Raw genomic sequence first — 17,553 nt, forward strand, 5'->3', positions numbered from 1 at the left:
ATGAAACAAAGTCTGCCCCCTGTCAAGGAGGTCAGACCTCGTTTGGCATCATGTTTAGTTGATATCTTTTACCTTGTATAAATAAAAATCATCTACGCTTCCCCATGCCCCTCCATCTGCTTTTATGCTAGCTCCGATCGTAATCGTCCCATCTAGCACTAGAATATCAGACACTAACGGATGACTCCAGTTCACCCAACCGTTAACAAAGGTTTGCGTTTTGTATTCTTGACCACCTGCGAATGCGTACAAATACATATCCGAGTTATTGGCATCTCCACCCTGTAAAAACATTGAAAGATTATAGTAACCCGGCTCTAATCCAGTAATTTTCTGTTCTACTGTAAAATTCACTTCTTCTCCAGAATAAAAATGAAGGGAGTAATTCCCAGACTTTGCATCAGTAGACTTATATTGAAAATCAGTATGAGGTACGGTTCCATTCTTATATTGGATGTTCCACATAGTTCTATCATTTTCTTCAAAGCTTGAATTCATCACAAAATTTTCAGGATTAATTGTAAGTTGAAGTTTGACTGTTCCTCCACCTTCTACTTCACCGTTCAACTCATAGCTACCAACGCCAGTCTTAATCGCTTGTTGCACTGCTTCTTCGTCCCAAGTGACACGAACAGACCCTGAGCTTCCATTATTGTAGGTAACCTGTACAGTTGTTGGCAATGTAATCTCTTCACCTGCAATGACACTTAGTGAAACATCCTTTATTTCGTCAATTTTAATAGGTGCCACCGACCCTGTATCAACATATTTAAATACATTTAGAGAGGATAACGGACGACCGTAAAAGTCAAACAGCGCTTGATTGTCAACCGCGCTTCCACCATACCAGTGGCCCGCATCTTCTGGGTCATATTCTGCCGCATAACTAGTTGCCCAGCCTGATCCATATTTCTCCCATAACTGTTGGTTTTTCTTTAGCTTTTTGTCTGGAGCTGCAGGTATCCAAGCCGGCTCCCAATAGAAAACGCCTATTCCTGCTTCCCCTACATTAGCCACCGCCTCGATGACATCACGAACGGCTGTCGCTTGTCCTTGTACCGTGATTGGATAATTTAATGTTTGCCCTGAATCCTTTGGTGCTGTATTTCCATGGCCGTCTCCATCCTCTTTTGTATATGTATAGGAGGTTTCTGCAACCATTACTTTCTTTTCGTACGTATTTGCCACATTCTTTAGAACGGAGGTCAAATTCGATAAAGTTCCGTGCCAGAATGGGTAATAGGAGCTTGCAAATACATCATAGTCCACTTCATTTTCTTGAAGTGTTTTGGCGATAGAAGCGTATCTACCTGAAGACTCTGGGTTGGTAAAGTGTAAGGCCACTAACATGTTAGAATCAAGTTCTCTAACGGCTTTGCTTCCTGCATTAAATAATTGGCTCATTGCTTCCCAAGTTTTCTCTCCCGCAAGACCACCATTTGTTTCGTTTCCGATTTGCACCATGCCAATATCGATTCCTTCATCCATCAAGGCTTGTAAGCTCTCTTTTGTATATTCATAGAGTGCTACTTTCTTTTCCTCTAAGTTCAGGTTCTTCCAAGCCTTTGGTGCCTGCTGTTTCGCTGGATCAGCCCAGAAGTCTGAGTAATGGAAGTCTACTAACAGTTTCATGTTATTGGCGGTTGCTCTTTTTCCAATTTCTATTGCCTTTTCTATATCATTATTCCCGCCGCCATACCCACGGCCTTTTGAATCGTAAGGGTCATTCCATACTCGCACACGAACATAATTCACTCCTGCATCATGTAACGTTTTAAAGATGTCCTGTTTTTTCCCTGCTTCATTATAAAATTTGACTCCACTGTCTTCTAAAGCGATGATACTAGACACATCCACCCCTTTAATAAAATCCTCATCGATTCCCGTTACTCTTTTTACGAAAATATCACTTTCCACTGGATTTACCTGTGCATCCCCTTCGCTAGGATGCAAAAAAAAAGAACTTATGATTAATGTAAATGCTAGCAATCTAGCGAACACTCTATTCATCTCTCTCATACTCTCCTCACCTTTATCAAAAATTTCTTATATTAATGGAAATCATGCTAAGATGTGTATTCGAGTAGTAAACGTTTCCATTCAAATCATAAATACATGGGTGGGTTCCCGGTCCCACCCATGTATGCATTCACGTTAATTTGTCGTTCTTTTTTTCTCAACAACTCTTACTTCATACTTCTCTAACGTTACTTCTCCAAGCAATTCTTCACCGGTGATCTTATCCTTTACCGGTAACTCAAAGGTAACCATTTGATTTTCCTCGGTGAAATTCATAACAAAAATGTAGTCACTTTCCGGAGCATTTCTTACTTGTACTGAGACCCCCTTGCCATGTTTTACTGAAGACACAGATTCTAAAGCCAAATCTTTCATTATTTCATCATAAAAGTCCCTTTGGAACTGATCTTCTAATCGACCACCAATATAGTAAGCATTTCCTTTTTCATATTTGTGGCTAGTTACTGCTGGAGTATTTGCATAGAAATCATCTGTGTATACACCCTTTACCGTTGCAGTATTTAGTTCGAGGATTGTAGCATAATCCTTTAGTTCATACGTACGATTGTTATACTCTACATGATTTCGATCTTTTGGATAATACGTATCTGTTTCAACTGGTTTTAGGCCAAATACTTCCTGGAGGTCTTTCTGCCATCCACCTAAGTACGTTAGGTCATATTCATTTACAAGGCCACTAATATAGGTCATGACTAGTGTTCCGCCAGCTGCGACAAAAGATTTTAACCGCGAAATCGTTTCTTCACTCATTAAATACAGCATAGGAACAATCAATAGTTTATAAGATGAAAAGTCTTGCTCCTTTGTTATCACATCTACTGGAATATCTTTTTCCCAGAAAGCCTTGTAATGCTGTTGCAAGGTTTGAGGATAGCGTTTGGTGTCCAATCCAAATCCTTGTGCGTCATTTAGAGCCCAGTTGCTTTCCCAATCGTAAAGAATAGCAACATCTGCTGGACGATTCGTTCCTACTATTTCAGATAGATTTTCCAATGTTTCCCCAACTTGAGCTACCTCTTGAAAAACACGGTTGTTCGTACTGTTATCGTGATCCACCACAGCACCATGGAATTTTTCTGACGACCCACGTGATTTTCTCCACTGGAAGTACATTACACTATCAGATCCATGAGCAACCATCTGCATAGAAGAAAGAAGATGCATACCTGGTCTCTTTGCTTTGTTCACACTATGCCAATTTACCAAGCTTGGAGTGGATTCCATTAACAAGAAAGGTTGTTGTTTTAAACTACGATAAAGATCATTAATGAAACCAACCTTCATGGCCAAATTCGCCGTACTTTCCCAGTCATTGTGCCATGCTGGATAGGCATCCCAGCTAACCACATCCACATGCTTCGCAAACTTACTATAATCAAGTGCTTGAAACGGAATTAAATCGAATGTATCCGCCATAAAATTCGTTGTGATCGGTACCTCTGGCGTCAGCTCTCTTAATGGAGCAATCTCATTTTCATAGAAAGAAATCGTTTGATCTGTAACAAAACGTCGCCAATCTAGGTTTAAGCCATGAACCATGCTTTCCCCAATTGGAGAGGGTGATTCAACCTGAGACCAATCACTATAGGTGTGACTCCAAAACGGTCCCCACCACGCATCGTTTAATAATTTTAGGTCATGATTATATTTGTTTTTAATCCAATGCCTAAAAGCCGTTTGACAATGATCACAGTGACACTCTCCACCGTACTCATTTGAGATATGCCACATCAATAAAGCCGGATGACTACCGTATCTTTCCGCTAACATTCGGTTCATTTCCTGTGTTTTTTCACGATAAACTGGAGAGGTAAAACAATGATTATGCCTTCCTCCATGTAATTGTTTCACTCTAGAAGAATTTACACGAAGAACCTCCGGATACTTTTCCGACATCCAAGCAGGGCGTGCTCCGCTTGGCGTGGCTAAAATGACTCTTCCACCAATCCTGTCAATATTGTCAAAAATATCATCTAACCATTCAAAGTGGTATTTGCCTTCCTCTGGCTCCAATGCACTCCAAGCAAAAATTCCAACTGAGAAGGTATTGGTATGGGAAAGCTTCATTAACTTGATATCATCCGCTAGAATTTCAGGATGATCCAGCCATTGATCAGGATTATAGTCTCCTCCATGAAGCATGAATTTCGCATTTGTTGTATAGGTTTTATGATGATTTTTCATTGTCTTCTCCTTCTACAATTCATTTTTTTACTGAAATCAACCCTTCGTTCCACCAGCTGTTAGTCCTGATACAAAGTTCTTCTGAAGCAAAATGAATATAATCGCAATCGGAATACTGATTAGGATGGCTCCAGCCGCGAAGGTCGTGTAGCTTGCCCCCATTACATCATTAACGAGGTTATACAATCCGATCGGTAACGTGTACGCCTCAGGTGTTCGTAAAATGGTTGATGATAAAACGAAATCTCCCAGCGGTCCGGTAAAACCATTCATTGCTACGACCGCAATCATTGGTCGTGATAAAGGCATAAGAATTTGTAAAAAGATTCTTGTGTTACTAGCTCCATCGATTTTCGCACTTTCATCCAAGTCCATCGGAATGGAGTCCATATACCCTTTCATCAAATAAGTGTTCATAGGAATTTGACCACCAATATATAAAAGGATTAATAACCAATGACTATTCATCATGCCTAGTATTTGCGCTAATACAAATAGAGCAATGAGAGCAGAAAATTGCGGAATCATTTGTAGTAACAGAAATAAGGTTAACGCATTTTGTCTACCCTTAAAGCGAAAGCGAGAAAACGCGTAGGCGGTAAAAGAAACACTTATGACCGTTCCTATCATGGTGAAAACGCTAATTTTCAAGGAGTTTAAGTACCATTTTCCATATTGCAAACTTTCTTTCCCTGCAAACAACTCACGATAGTGATCCAATGTAGGGTTTTTAGGAATGATAGACGTACTTATCAAACTGTTTCCAGGATTAAAGCTTGCTCCTATGGTCCAAATTAACGGATAAATAATGATTACTGTCATAAAAAGTAAAATCGAATGTGTAATTAGGAGACGAAAGAATTTTTGTTTTTTCATATCTTTCAGCATCTTTTAAGCCCCCTCTTTAAAGGAATTCGTACGTCTAAATTGCCATAGTGCAATCGCGATAACAAACACGGAGAGCAAGATGGTTAATGCAGCCGCTAGTGAATACTGACTCGATTGCATCGTTAATTTGTATATCCATGAAACGAGTATATCCGTTCCGCCAGCCGTCGACCCCGGAACAGCAGGTCCACCACCATTAAATAGATAAATGATATTAAAGTTATTAAAGTTAAACGTGTACTGAGTAATAATGATCGGAGCCATTGCAATCAAGATCATTGGCATTGTAATATGGCGAAACTTTGCAAAAACAGATGCTCCATCAATGGTTGCTGCTTCATAAAGATCATCTGGAATAGACTGAAGGACACCTGTTGTCACTAAGAAAATATAAGGGAAACCTAACCATCCCTGCATAAGAATTAAAGCCACTCGTGTCCAGTTTTCATCTGTCAGCCACGGGATGGATCCAATTCCAAAAGCAGCCAATATATCGTTATTGATTGCCCCAAAGCTATCATTAAATAGTCCCGCAAATATTAATATCGTTACAAACCCTGGTACAGCCCACGGTAGGACAAGAACCGTTCTGTAGAACTTGGTAAATTTCACATCTTTCTGGTTCACTAACACCGCTAGAAACACCCCAAGGCTTACCTGCAAGGTAGAGGCCACAAGCGTCCAAATGACCGTCCAAGCTAATACATCAAAGAAGGTAGAACGCCAAATATCAACGGTGAAGATTTCAAAAAATGTTTCTAACCCCACCCAATCAGCTAAATTAGCTGGTGGAGAATGGTATAAATCATAATTCGTAAACGCTAATGCAAAGCTAAATAAAATAGGGAAGATCACCGCAAATATTAAAATAAATAGTGATGGTCCACTGATCACATACGGATATCCTTGCTCGATTAAATTGCGATAATCTTCCTTAAGAGAATGCAGACGCTGATTTTTATCTCTCAAAGCCCCGTTCTTATAAGCATCTCGTAGATTGATATAGTAAAAGGCAAGCCCAAAGATCGTTACAATGACAGCAATAATCCCTTCAGCTAGTAGAAAGATCGAGTTATCTCGGGGTACTTCCGTTCCAAGTGTGAAAAGCCCCCAAAAGCCCATATTCAACAAATCACCAAATACAGCAAAAAACGAAACAGCTAAAAGTAGAAATAAAATTCCTTTTACCCACTGCTTATTATAAAATTGACCAAGCCCTGGAATGATTGATAAAAGCAAAGCCGTTTTGCGATGTTGCACTTTTTTCACCTCTTATTAGACGTTAATGTTACACTTTCCGCCCTTATAATAAATGGTGTCAAACATAAGTAACGTTTGACACCATTGTTAATTTACAAATTATTTTCCACCATGCTTCGCTTCGATCTGTCCTTTAATCGTTTCAACTGCTTGCTCCAGTGCTTCTTTAGGTTGAGCCTTGCCAGTTGCGATGGTTTGTAGGGCAGAGTCTGTCGGTGTCCAAACTTCGTTCATTTCTGGAATGTTTGGAGTTAATTCAGCAAATTGTGATTGTTCTGCTACCGCTTGGGCTGCTTCACTTTCTGCAACAACAGGGTCATTAGCAAGTGCTTGTACGGCTGGCACTTCCTTAGTAACTTCATATCTAGCTTTTGAATTCTCTTCATTGGCTAAAAATACAACTAACTTCTCAGCAAGTTCAGCATTTTTACTATAAGCGCTTACGTTATAGCTCTTCACTCCAACGAATGAACTCATATTTTCACCATTTGAAAGCTCAGGTAATTTGGTTACACCAAAATTGATTCCTGCTTTTGTAAACGGCTCAATATTCCAAGGACCTGAAATAACAGCAGCTGCTTTTCCTTCTGTAAATAACGACTCAAGCACATTAATTCCTTGTTCACCGATGATTCCAGCTGGAAATAGACCTTCTTTATAGAACTTTTGAATATACCCTGCCCCTTCAAGAGCACCTTTGTTGTTTAATCCGATATCTGTAGGATCATAATTCCCTTTGTCATCCGCACCGAAAATATATCCACCATACCCGCTCATAATGCTTTGTGCATAGTAGATTTGATCAAACAAAGCTAGGAATCCAAAATTCTCCCCATCTGTTACCTTCTTTGAGTAGTCATACCATCCATCAAGAGTGGTAGGAAGCTCAGCTTCAGAAACTAAATCTTTGTTGTAATAAAGCATGGTAGTTTCTACAGCTTTAGGTAAACCATACACCTTGTTTTCTACCATTTGCGACTTCATAGCTACTTCTGTATAAATAGATTGAACATCTTCACCTACATTTAACTCTTTGATTAATCCTTCAGTTACCGCCGTTCCAATTTGGTCTCCCGGCATGGTAAGTACATCTGGACCTGTACCACCCGGACCATCCATACGTAAATCTTCTATTTGTTGAGCATAGGCTTTTTCAACTACTTTCACCTTTACTCCATTTTCTTCTTCAAACTTCGCAACCGCATCTTTAATACCTGCTCCTTTTTCAATATCCTCCCAAACTAGTAAATCATACTCTTTGTTCTTGGAAGAATCGTTCGAGCCGGTACTCTCAGTACTACTTTCTTGAGGTCCACATGCTACCAAAGATAGACTTAAAGCAATACCGCTCATAAGGCTAAAATACTTTTTAAACTTCTTCATAGCTTACATCCTCTCACATTGGTTTACATTTTTCATTGAAAGCGCTTCAGTAATTAAAATATATCACCAAAAGTAAAACATGTAAATATATTTTTACTAAAACTAGTAAAAAAATTTAAGAAAAATATTTTACTAGTGATTAACATACATTTAACTGTATTGTCATCATCTTATTTCTGAAGTTGAAGCACCCCAACTTCTTTACATAATAAACTGATTCTACCTATTTGAATACAATAAATTTTAGTTATTTCACTAACATTTAGTAAAATATTTTACTTAATTGAGTTTTTAATAGATCCCATATTTCTTCCCGACCTATAATTGAAAACCAATTATATTCTACATCTTTCTTCCTATCTCAACTCCCTAAGCCTACTTTTCATAGTTTTTAAATCCTTCATTCGTATGTATTTCGTTAATCGAAATTTGTCTAAATAATAGGCAATTTTCTTTATTAACATCTGAACCATATTTGGATAAAATTTGAATTGTTAATAAAATTTTATTTGGAGGTAAGATATGAACTTAAAGAAAAAAGTTTTATCCGTATCCTTATCAAGCTTAATGGCATTTGGTGCAATTACTGCCGTCTCAACACCAGTTTTCGCTGTTGGAAACGGGCCAGGTGCTGGTAATGGGGCCGTCCAAACGTCGATTCTGCATACATATGAGAGTTTAGTAGATTATTTAAATACTCAAGATGCGAAGCAAGAAGCGATGGAATTAGAGGTGATTGGACAAACAGTCAAAGGCCGGGATATTTATATGGCAAAATATATCTCTAATCCTGATAATCCAACGATTTTATTTTTAACACAGCAGCACGGAAACGAGCAGCTTACAACAGAGGGTGCCCTTAGCTTTATTAAGCATTTAGGTACAGCTAAATCAAAGGGAGTATTAGATAACGTTAATGTACTCATCATTCCTATGCTCAATGCTGATGGAGCCATGGGAGATGTGGATTTCTCACTTGAGGACTATCACGCCGATGGCGACCGTCATCTTACACGTTATAATGCGAACAAAGTGGATCTTAACCGTGAACACGATAAGGCAACAACGGCAATGCAACCAGAGGCTAGAGTCTTGCATGAAAATGTATTTGCAAAATATAACATTGATTATATGATTGACCTTCATCACCAGGGCACACTTAGTGAAACAGAAGGGGAACTCGTATCTGGATCGATTCTTTATCCAACAAATCCAAATGTGAAGCCTGATGTGGTTGAACGCTCTAAAAAATTAGGATCGGTTGTTTATGGAGCACTTGAGGATACTGGTTGGGGCCATATCGGTAAATACGTAGGTGGAAGCGGAGAAAATATCGGACGTAACGGCGCTGCTGTTCGTTATGGCATTTCTACTCTCCTTTTTGAAATGCGTGGCATGTCCGATCACTACATTGAATCTTATGCTCTTGGACAAAAGAGCAATGGCTATTTAATTAAGCAGACGATTACTACCCTAGATGCTACAGTACGAGCCATTGCAGATGGGTCCATTGAAACTGCCGATACGAGCTTCTGGGAAACTCTTCCGGAACAGAAAAACAGACAAGGCGAAGAATCGGACGAGTAATACAAAAAGGGGAGAGCATTCCAGTAATGGAGGCTCTCCCTTTATCTATCAAGTACTTCAATCTTTCGCTTTTGGTTACGCTGATTTAGTACTTTCCAACTCATATAACCAATTGTCATTACTCCAAGTCCAACAAGGCACATGGTTTGATATTCAGCGATCCTATTTATCATTGTTTTCGCATCGCCGTCGTAAAAACGTCCAATACTTAACAAAAGAAAAGTAGAAGGTCCTATGCCTAACATGGTAAGTGCGGTATACGGAAGAACTTTCATATTAGACATTCCTGCTAAAAAAGGAATAACGTTACCTATATGAAGGGGAGTTAACACCGCAATACTCCACTCTCCATACCTGTTCAAACTGTTTTTGACCTTTTCTAACTTTTCTCTTTGAGCCAGACTTAATCTATTTTCAACAGAATTTCCTAACTTATATCCAATTATATAAGGAATATAGCTACCGAGAGCATACAAAAAGCTTCCCACTAGTGAAATCCATACTATTTCAAACCAGGATAAATTTAAAATGAACCCTACAGTGACAATAAAAAATGTCCCAACAAAGGGAAAGGCACTTCCCTCAATGAATAACGAAAACAAAATTCCGCCTATGCCCCATTTATCTATTAGCGTTAGTAGCAAGTCCGTCATATAACCACTCCAACTTATTTAAGATACTATAAGTATAGAGTGACTTTTCTTATCTAAATAGAAACCAAGGGAGTAACTTACTCTAAGACTTGAGATGTAGATTTCACCATGACTAAGTCATCAATATCTCACGAATATCATCTTCTGTAAGAGAAGGGGCAGAATCCTGCTTGGAATCAATAATCTCTGATACAAGGTCTCTTTTTTTCTCCTGCAGTTCATTGATCTTCTCCTCGATGGTCCCGCGTGCAATCAGCTTGATCACTTGTACCTCATTCTTCTGGCCAATGCGGTGTGCACGGTCTGCCGCTTGCTCCTCCACTGCCGGATTCCACCAAAGGTCATATAAAATAACTGTGTCCGCCCCTGTTAAATTTAGTCCCGTTCCACCTGCTTTTAACGATATAAGAAAAATATCTCGTTCGCCATCGTTAAATCGATTGCATCTTTCTAGACGTTCTTCCGAAGGAGTCTGACCATCCAAGTAGAAAAAAGGGATTCCTTGATTTGCTAGTTCCCTCCCAATCAGAGTGAGCATCTTCGTAAACTGAGAAAAAATCAGCACCCGTCTTCCAGAAAACTTTGCTTCGTCCACAATCTTCATGAGCTGTTCAAATTTTGACGAACTCCCTTTATATCCATCGACAAATAAAGCAGGATGACAACAAATCTGTCTTAATCGAGTTAATCCAGCCAAGATTTTAATCCGATTTTTCCTTATCGTATCCTTGTCCAAATGCTTTAACGTATCTTCTTTCAGCTTGGCAAGATAAGCAGCATACAAATTCTTCTGATCTGGGAGAAGCTCCACGGTCTCCATCCACTCCATTTTTTCAGGAATGTCAGAAAGCACCTCTTCTTTCATTCTTCGAAGTAAAAACGGTCGAATTCTGCGGGCAATTTGTTTTCTTGTTAAATTGCTGTATTCCTTGAATCCGAGAAAAAGTTCAGGAAACACAACATGGAAAATGGACCATAGTTCTTCTAAGGAATTTTCCACCGGAGTCCCTGTAAGGGCAAAGCGATAATTAGCTTGTATCCTTCGCACGGCCTTCGCTGTTTGTGAAATTGGATTTTTAAAGGCTTGTGCTTCATCAAAGAAAACCACACGAAACGACTGTTTTTGGTACCAAGTCAAATCTTTTAATAACAAGGGATACGAGGTGATCACAACGTCTAAGCCATCCAGGTTATTCTGAAGTTTCACGCGTTCCGTTTTCGTTCCATCCATCACAACGGCTTGTAGCTCTGGAGCAAACTTCATCATTTCACTTAACCAGTTATACGTTAGAGATGATGGACAGACAACAAGAACAGGTAGCTTTTTTTCACGTATCGTAGAAAGCTCAGACAATATGAAGGAAATGCTCTGCAAGGTTTTCCCAAGTCCCATATCATCTGCTAAAATTCCTCCAAATCCAAAATGTGCGAGAGCTTTCATCCATTGGTAACCTTGCTTCTGATACTCATGGAGAATCGGCTCTACCGGTTTTGGTACTTCAAACTTCATTTCACCTGGATTTTGAATGGTATATAAAAATTGACGAAAGGAATCCTCGAACATAAATACGTTACTATCACCATCTAAGAGCTGTAGCCCTCGAACGACAGGGATGTTTAATTCACTTTCCCAATCTTCTGGTTGGATGGGAAGTGTATTTAGGAAACGATCAATTTCTTCAAATTCTCTTGTTTCCAACGAGAGCAGCGATCCATTTTTCAAACGATAATATTTTCGCTTTTCCTCTAACGCTGCTAGCACGGCACGAATTTCTTTCTCTGCCATGCCCTCCATTTCAAACTTGAATTCAAGCCAATTGGTTCGTTCTTTTTTCATTTTAATGCGGATTTTAGGGTGGGCACTTTCCTTGAACAACCGGTTTCTGACAGCTGTCGTTGCATATATTTGCACGAGCTTCTCTAGCTTCGGAACGATATGATATAAAAATTCATACTCCAATTCCTCATTATGCAGAACATATCCACTGTCCGTCGTTGCAAATGAACTTTCCTCCATCAGCTTCAGGATCTCCTGTTCTTTCCCTACATCCCTTGCTGCAATAAATCTTGTTTGTTGTTGATGACTTTCTAGTGGGTTTATTACTATATTTTCATAGTGAAATTCTAACCCAGCAAGAAGTCGATTGCTTACTCGATCAAGGTATAACTTTGCTACGAGCGGCGTGTGGAAGAGCTGATTGGAAACGGTAGATGATATTTGCACGTTTCCTAACTTTTTTAAACCAGGAACCACTTTTTCCAAGAAAAAGTCAAATTGTTCTTTTGGAATAGGAATACTCCCTGCCTTCGTATTCGCTAACATCTGCTTCATTTCAACCAGTCGGTCCATATCTTCATAAGGGATTTGATACATCTCGCCTTTAGCTAATACCAGTCCATAGGAAGTCATCACGATGATTTGATCCAAGCCTTGAACTTTCAGTTGATAGCCACCCTTTATGTCTGATATGTCAAATTGTAAAGGAAGTGTTCTTTTAGAAAGCCGGATTCCGCTATACATGGATTCATCAATCTGTAAGCTCACGTTTGGCGCCTTTACAAGGAAAGGCAGTAATCTTTCCCAAGAAGTCGGTGTGATCAATAGCATTTGGCTGCTTGGTACAGCACCATGCACCTTTTCATCATGAGTCACTTGAACAAGTTGGTGGATCACTGCATCCGTTTCCCTTTGGAAACAATGAACACTCGGATCATAAGTAAAAGTATCTGAAAGGGCAATGGGTACCCCGTTTTTCATTTGTTCTAGAAAATCTCTTATATTTTGAACAAGAATGGATTGGATGGTGAGCTCTACCCCAAGCATCTCTTTATCCATAATTGAAATGATTTTGCATGTAAACGCAGCCTCTACGACTTGCCGGTTTTCAAAATGGAGCTGATGTCCACTCGAGCGCTTTGACTGATGCGCAAACAGGGTTAATAAGCCCTCTGTTAATTCCTGATTAGCGTTACGATGTTCACTTGGTATAAAAGGGACCGTCCCTTTTTTCTGATAATCATATATGGCTAATAACACAGCTGCAATATGCTGACAATCATTTTTAAAAGAAGGGAGCGAAGGGCAACTACAGAGTGTTTGAAAATCACCATGAGAGTCCACTTCTACTCTAACGTTAAAGTCCTCCGCACCCGTAACCGTTGCTTCACAACCTTGATGATGATAACTCTGGAATGTCACTCGATCCGCACGATAAAAAGAATCTCCTCGTTTAAAGGAGACTGTTCCACACATGTCTTTTATGATTTTGTGATTTAATCGTATATTCACGTATGTCTCTCCTTTCTAGAGGATCATTTGTCTCAACTATTTTACCATCAAACGAGTAGCAGGCACCAAAAAATGCCCAAATTAACTGGTTGGGCATTTTTCCCTCTATTGTATAGTTAGCTTAAATAACCGATCGTCACCTTCACGAGGATTCCCTCTTCCATCGCGATTATTGGTTATTGAATATAGTGCATTCCCTTCTATAAGAATATCCCGCATTCTTCCCGCACCTTCAAAAGCGGTTTCCATTTTCATACCAGTGAGGTCGACTACTCGAATACTTTCGCCACGTAAGGTCGCTACATAGATATTCCCGTTTTTTATTTCAATTCCAGATGGAGCCCATGTTTCCTCTCCGGTATGGAATAATGGAGAAACCATATTTGAAGCTTTTTCGTCACCCTCAATCACCGGCCAGCCATAATTCTTCCCGGCTTCAATTTGATTAATCTCATCATGCGCCGACTGTCCATGCTCAGAGCTATAAAGCTTTCCATTATTATCCCAAGCTAGTCCTTGAGGGTTTCTATGTCCATAAGAATACACGTATGAATTTTTGATTGGATTATCATTTGGTATGGAACCATCTAATTCCAAACGCAAAATTTTACCCGCTAAGCTATTAACGTTTTGAGCGTTATTGGGATTCCCTGCATCTCCAGCAGTTGCATACAATTTGCCGTCAGGCCCGATTTTGATTCTTCCACCATTATGAATTCTCCCACCAGGAATTCCTTCAAGGATCACGGAAGTTTCCCGCCATGTATTTTCACTAAGCTGGAGAACGACTATACGGTTCAGTACTTCTCCATTTTCTTCATATGTATGGTACGCATATGCTTCCTGATTGCTTTCAAAATCTGGAGATAGTATGAAACCTAAAAGCCCTCCTTCTCCGATATGAAGAACATCTTTTGTCACATCCACCTGTTGCATCGTTTTTGACCCATTTTCTCCATCCACTTTAATAATACTTCCCGCCCGTTGACTTAAATAAAAGGTTTGATTGTGTTTGGTAATATTCCAAGGTATATTTAAATCTGTCGCCATCACCTCAGCCTGCCTTGCAACAGCTTCACTTGCTTCATTCTCACTCGATAATTCATTATCTCCTGTACAACCTGAAACAAAGAGGATTGTCGTTAATGTGATCAGGAACTTTTTCAATGGTACCACCTCAATTTTATTTTCTAGATAGAAGTTTATCCATTTGTTACCAATAATAAAATACTTTCTATTTTTAATTCGTATTTTCGCATTGAAGCGGCTTCCGGAGACGGGGCTGTCTGAATCGTAGGGGGCACTCGGACTTGGTTGCAGCTGGGACTGTTCGAATCACGGGCTCATTCGGACTCTGTTACAACTGCCGAAGCTGGGACTGTCCGAATCAAGGGCTCATTCGAACTCTTTTTCCTCTGCCAAAGCCATTCCTGTCTGAATCATGGGCCCATTCAGACTCTGTTGCAACTGTCGAAGCTGAGCCTGTCCGAATCATGACCTCATTCGAACTCTTTTTCCTCTGCCAAAGCCATTCCTGTCTGAATCACTGGCCCATTCGGACTTTGTTGCAACTTCCGAAGCTGAGCCTGTCCGAATCATGACCTCATTCGAACTCTTTTTCCTCTGCCAAAGCCATTCCTGTCTGAATCACTGGCCCATTCGGACTTTGTTGCAACTTCCGAAGCTGAGCCTGTCCGAATCATGGGCTCATTCGAACTCTTTTTCCTCTGCCAAAGTCATTCCTGTCTGAATCACTGGACCATTCGGACTTTGTTGCAACTTCCGAAGCTGAGCCTGTCCGAATCATGACCTCATTCAGACTCTGTTACCTCTGCCAAAGCCATTCCTGTCTGAATCATCAGCTCATTCGGACTCTAAAGCGACTCCCAATAACGATCCTGTTCAAATTACATGCGTATTCCGAACTCTGAATCGCCCCCATAAGCTGTCCTACTACAAAATCAAATTCTCTTTAATCATCCTTCCCCATCAACTTTTTCACTGCCTCTTTCGGATCCCAGCAGTTAAATTGATAGGTTGGTTGTGTATCAAATCCTAGTCGGGAGCATCGGTAAATCATCTTCCCATTTTCTTTTTTCACTTCATAATTCACACATGAGGCACAGCAATGGAAATTCTTCACATGTTTCTCCCCCTATAATAGGAATCTTTTATTATAATAATAAGAGTAATGAAAGTAAATTCCTAGAATAAGGAGCGTGATCCGTTGAAACTCATTTCTATTTGTCCAAGTAACACCGAAATTATGGCTTATTTAGGATTAACTTCTTCATTAATTGGAGTGGATGATTATTCTGACTGGCCCGAGGAGATTAAAGAGTTACCGAGATTAGGGCCGGATCTTAACATAAATATGGATAAGGTCGAAGAATTACAGCCAGATTTAGTGTTAGCATCCCTCACTGTTCCAGGAATGGAACGTAATATTGAAGAGTTAGAGAAACGCAACATCCCTTATGTAATTGTTCCTAATCCAACATCCCTACAAGCGGTAGCTGATTCCTTATTATTTGTTGGAAAAGCAACAAACTCCATAGAAAAGGCAACCATAGCCTATGAAAAGTTCACTTCTCAAATTAGAGACTACAAGGCTCTAAGCGAGAAGGTTGAAATTCCTAAATCGATCTACTGGGAGTGGTGGGCAAAACCCGTATTCACTCCAGGGGCAAACAATTGGTTAACCGAAATCAGTCAGCTAGCTGGTGGACACAATATTTTTTCGGATCGTGAGGAAGCGAGTGTTCAAACCGATTGGGACGAAGTTCGTAGAAGAAATCCTGATGTGATTTCAGTAGTTTGGGTCGGAGTACAAAAAGAGAAAGTGAACCCTAAGGTAATCCTTAAACGACCTGAATGGGATCAGATGAATGCCATCCAAAATCAGCAACTATACATACTAGATGAGCCATTGTTTTGCAGACCTTCCCCGAGGTTACTACTAGGATTGGCGAAGATCGCTTTCCTTCTTCATCCAGACATCTATCCAACTTATAATGAGAAGGTTGTTCCAATAAATTAATAAAAGACCATTGTCTAAAAACAGACAATGGTCTCACAAATCTAATTATAGAAACAATCCAACCGTGGTTGCTGTTAAAATCGATGCTAATGTAGCCGCGAGTAACATTTTTAGTCCAAACTTTGCTACAACCCCCGCTTTTTCACCGTTAATCGCTTGAATGGAACCAGATATAATTCCAATCGAACTAAAGTTAGCAAACGAGACTAGGAAGGTTGAAACAATCCCCACCGTACGGTCACCCAAGTCCGGAATCAATGGTTGGAATTCAAGCATGGCAACGAACTCATTTGTGGCAAGTTTTATTCCCATAATCGATCCTGAAGTCAAGATTTCACTTGCTGGTATTCCCATCATAAAGGCAACCGGTGCAAACACATAACCTAAGATTTCAGTTAAAGAAATGCCAATTAATCCTGCGAAAGCTGCATTTATTAAAGCCATTAAACCAACATAAGCTACTAACATCGCAGCAACAATTAACGCTACTCTTCCCCCATCGATCGCACCCACACTGATTGCTTCAAATATGGATTTTGATTGAGAAACTTCCTTTAAGTTAATCTCTTCATCTTCTCCTGAGCGAATAGGTGCTACAATGGTCGCAATAATTAGAGCCGAAAAAGCATTTAAAATCATCGCCACTAAGACATATTGTGCTGGTATCATGCTCATATAAGCACCCATAATACTCGCACTTACGCTTGCCATTGCACTGGTAGATACGATGAACAATTTATTATCGTTCATTTTATCTAAATGTGCTTTAATTGCCAATAATGATTCACTTTGACCAAAGAAAATCGAGTTTACTGAATTAAACGTCACTACCTTTGATAGGCCGGTAATTTTTGAAATAGCCCCACCTATGTATTTGATCGCTAAAGGCAAAATCTTAATATGCGTCAGAATCGATAATAGGGTCGATGTAAAGATAATCAACATCAAAACATTAATAAAAAAAACAGATGTATCTTTAGGAACTAATCCGCCTGTGACAAAGTTAATGCCTTCATATCCATAAGTTAATACTTGTGTGACGAAGTTGGATACCACTTCCACGATTTTCAAGCCGACAACCGTCTTAAACATGACAATAGTGATGGTAAGTTGAAGAGCAAACATAATTACAATCGCTCTAAAGTTAACCCCCTTCTTATCATTTGATAAAAGGTAGGCCAATCCGAGGGTAAGGATAATGCCTAAAATGCCAATAATGATACTCATAC

12 protein-coding genes and 1 pseudogene are annotated in these 17,553 nt (G+C 39.7%); 2 read left to right on the forward strand and 11 right to left on the reverse strand.

The window, feature by feature from the left end; translation table 11 throughout:
• Nucleotides 1-54 precede the first annotated feature (54 nt).
• From ACQ5H4_RS18240 to ganS, 6 genes and pseudogenes are all read right to left on the reverse strand, one after another.
• Nucleotides 55-750 (reverse strand): Ig-like domain-containing protein, encoded by a 696-nt coding sequence (locus ACQ5H4_RS18240; protein ID WP_430776446.1) that lies wholly within the window; start codon nt 748-750, stop codon nt 55-57.
• Nucleotides 748-1,908 (reverse strand): annotated as a pseudogene (gene ganB, locus ACQ5H4_RS18245) (arabinogalactan endo-beta-1,4-galactanase); the annotation flags it as partial. The pseudogene ganB and the gene ACQ5H4_RS18240, both read right to left, overlap by 3 nt.
• A 246-nt stretch (nt 1,909-2,154) precedes the next feature.
• A complete protein-coding gene (ganA, locus tag ACQ5H4_RS18250; RefSeq protein ID WP_430776416.1) occupies nt 2,155-4,224 on the reverse strand; it encodes a beta-galactosidase GanA in 2,070 nt (689 codons plus the stop codon).
• A gap of 36 nt (nt 4,225-4,260) precedes the next feature.
• A complete protein-coding gene (gene ganQ, locus ACQ5H4_RS18255; protein WP_430776417.1) occupies nt 4,261-5,112 on the reverse strand; it encodes a galactooligosaccharide ABC transporter permease GanQ in 852 nt (283 codons plus the stop codon).
• Nucleotides 5,113-5,115: 3 nt separating this feature from the next.
• Nucleotides 5,116-6,372 carry a galactooligosaccharide ABC transporter permease GanP gene (gene ganP / locus ACQ5H4_RS18260; protein ID WP_430776418.1) on the reverse strand — a complete coding sequence of 419 codons (1,257 nt, stop codon included), beginning with the start codon at nt 6,370-6,372 and terminating at the stop codon, nt 5,116-5,118.
• 99 nt (nt 6,373-6,471) lie between these two features.
• Nucleotides 6,472-7,755 (reverse strand): arabinogalactan oligomer ABC transporter substrate-binding protein GanS, encoded by a 1,284-nt coding sequence (gene ganS / locus ACQ5H4_RS18265; RefSeq protein WP_430776419.1) that lies wholly within the window; start codon nt 7,753-7,755, stop codon nt 6,472-6,474.
• A 522-nt stretch (nt 7,756-8,277) separates the two neighbouring features.
• Between ganS and ACQ5H4_RS18270 the strand changes: the two genes are divergently transcribed.
• Nucleotides 8,278-9,342 carry a M14 family zinc carboxypeptidase gene (locus ACQ5H4_RS18270; protein WP_430776420.1) on the forward strand — a complete coding sequence of 355 codons (1,065 nt, stop codon included), beginning with the start codon at nt 8,278-8,280 and terminating at the stop codon, nt 9,340-9,342.
• Between the two features lie 41 nt (nt 9,343-9,383).
• On the opposite strand, the gene ACQ5H4_RS18275 is transcribed toward ACQ5H4_RS18270, so the two are convergent.
• The 4 genes from ACQ5H4_RS18275 to ACQ5H4_RS18290 all read right to left on the reverse strand — a co-directional run bounded on the left by ACQ5H4_RS18275 (nt 9,384) and on the right by ACQ5H4_RS18290 (nt 15,427).
• Nucleotides 9,384-9,995: a DedA family protein gene (locus tag ACQ5H4_RS18275; protein WP_430776421.1), complete on the reverse strand. Its 612-nt coding sequence runs from the start codon at nt 9,993-9,995 to the stop codon at nt 9,384-9,386.
• A 112-nt stretch (nt 9,996-10,107) separates the two neighbouring features.
• On the reverse strand, nt 10,108-13,284 hold the full coding sequence (locus ACQ5H4_RS18280) for a DEAD/DEAH box helicase (protein ID WP_430776422.1): 3,177 nt from the start codon (nt 13,282-13,284) through the stop codon (nt 10,108-10,110).
• 105 nt (nt 13,285-13,389) lie between these two features.
• Entirely contained in the window at nt 13,390-14,460 is a 1,071-nt protein-coding gene (locus ACQ5H4_RS18285) for a PQQ-dependent sugar dehydrogenase (protein WP_430776423.1), read from the reverse strand.
• Between the two features lie 796 nt (nt 14,461-15,256).
• Nucleotides 15,257-15,427, reverse strand: a complete 171-nt coding sequence (locus ACQ5H4_RS18290; protein WP_430776424.1) for a hypothetical protein — start codon at nt 15,425-15,427, stop codon at nt 15,257-15,259.
• Nucleotides 15,428-15,511: 84 nt separating this feature from the next.
• On the opposite strand from ACQ5H4_RS18290, the gene ACQ5H4_RS18295 reads away from it, so the two are divergent.
• Nucleotides 15,512-16,324, forward strand: coding sequence for a cobalamin-binding protein (locus ACQ5H4_RS18295; protein WP_430776425.1), 813 nt, complete (start codon nt 15,512-15,514; stop codon nt 16,322-16,324).
• Between the two features lie 45 nt (nt 16,325-16,369).
• On the opposite strand, the gene ACQ5H4_RS18300 is transcribed toward ACQ5H4_RS18295, so the two are convergent.
• On the reverse strand, nt 16,370-17,551 hold the full coding sequence (locus ACQ5H4_RS18300) for a NupC/NupG family nucleoside CNT transporter (protein ID WP_430776426.1): 1,182 nt from the start codon (nt 17,549-17,551) through the stop codon (nt 16,370-16,372).
• Between the last annotated feature and the right edge of the window lie 2 nt (nt 17,552-17,553).

Origin of the sequence: Bacillus coreaensis (genome assembly GCF_050586445.1) — a bacterium.
GTDB lineage: Bacteria > Bacillota > Bacilli > Bacillales > Cytobacillaceae > Robertmurraya_A > Robertmurraya_A coreaensis.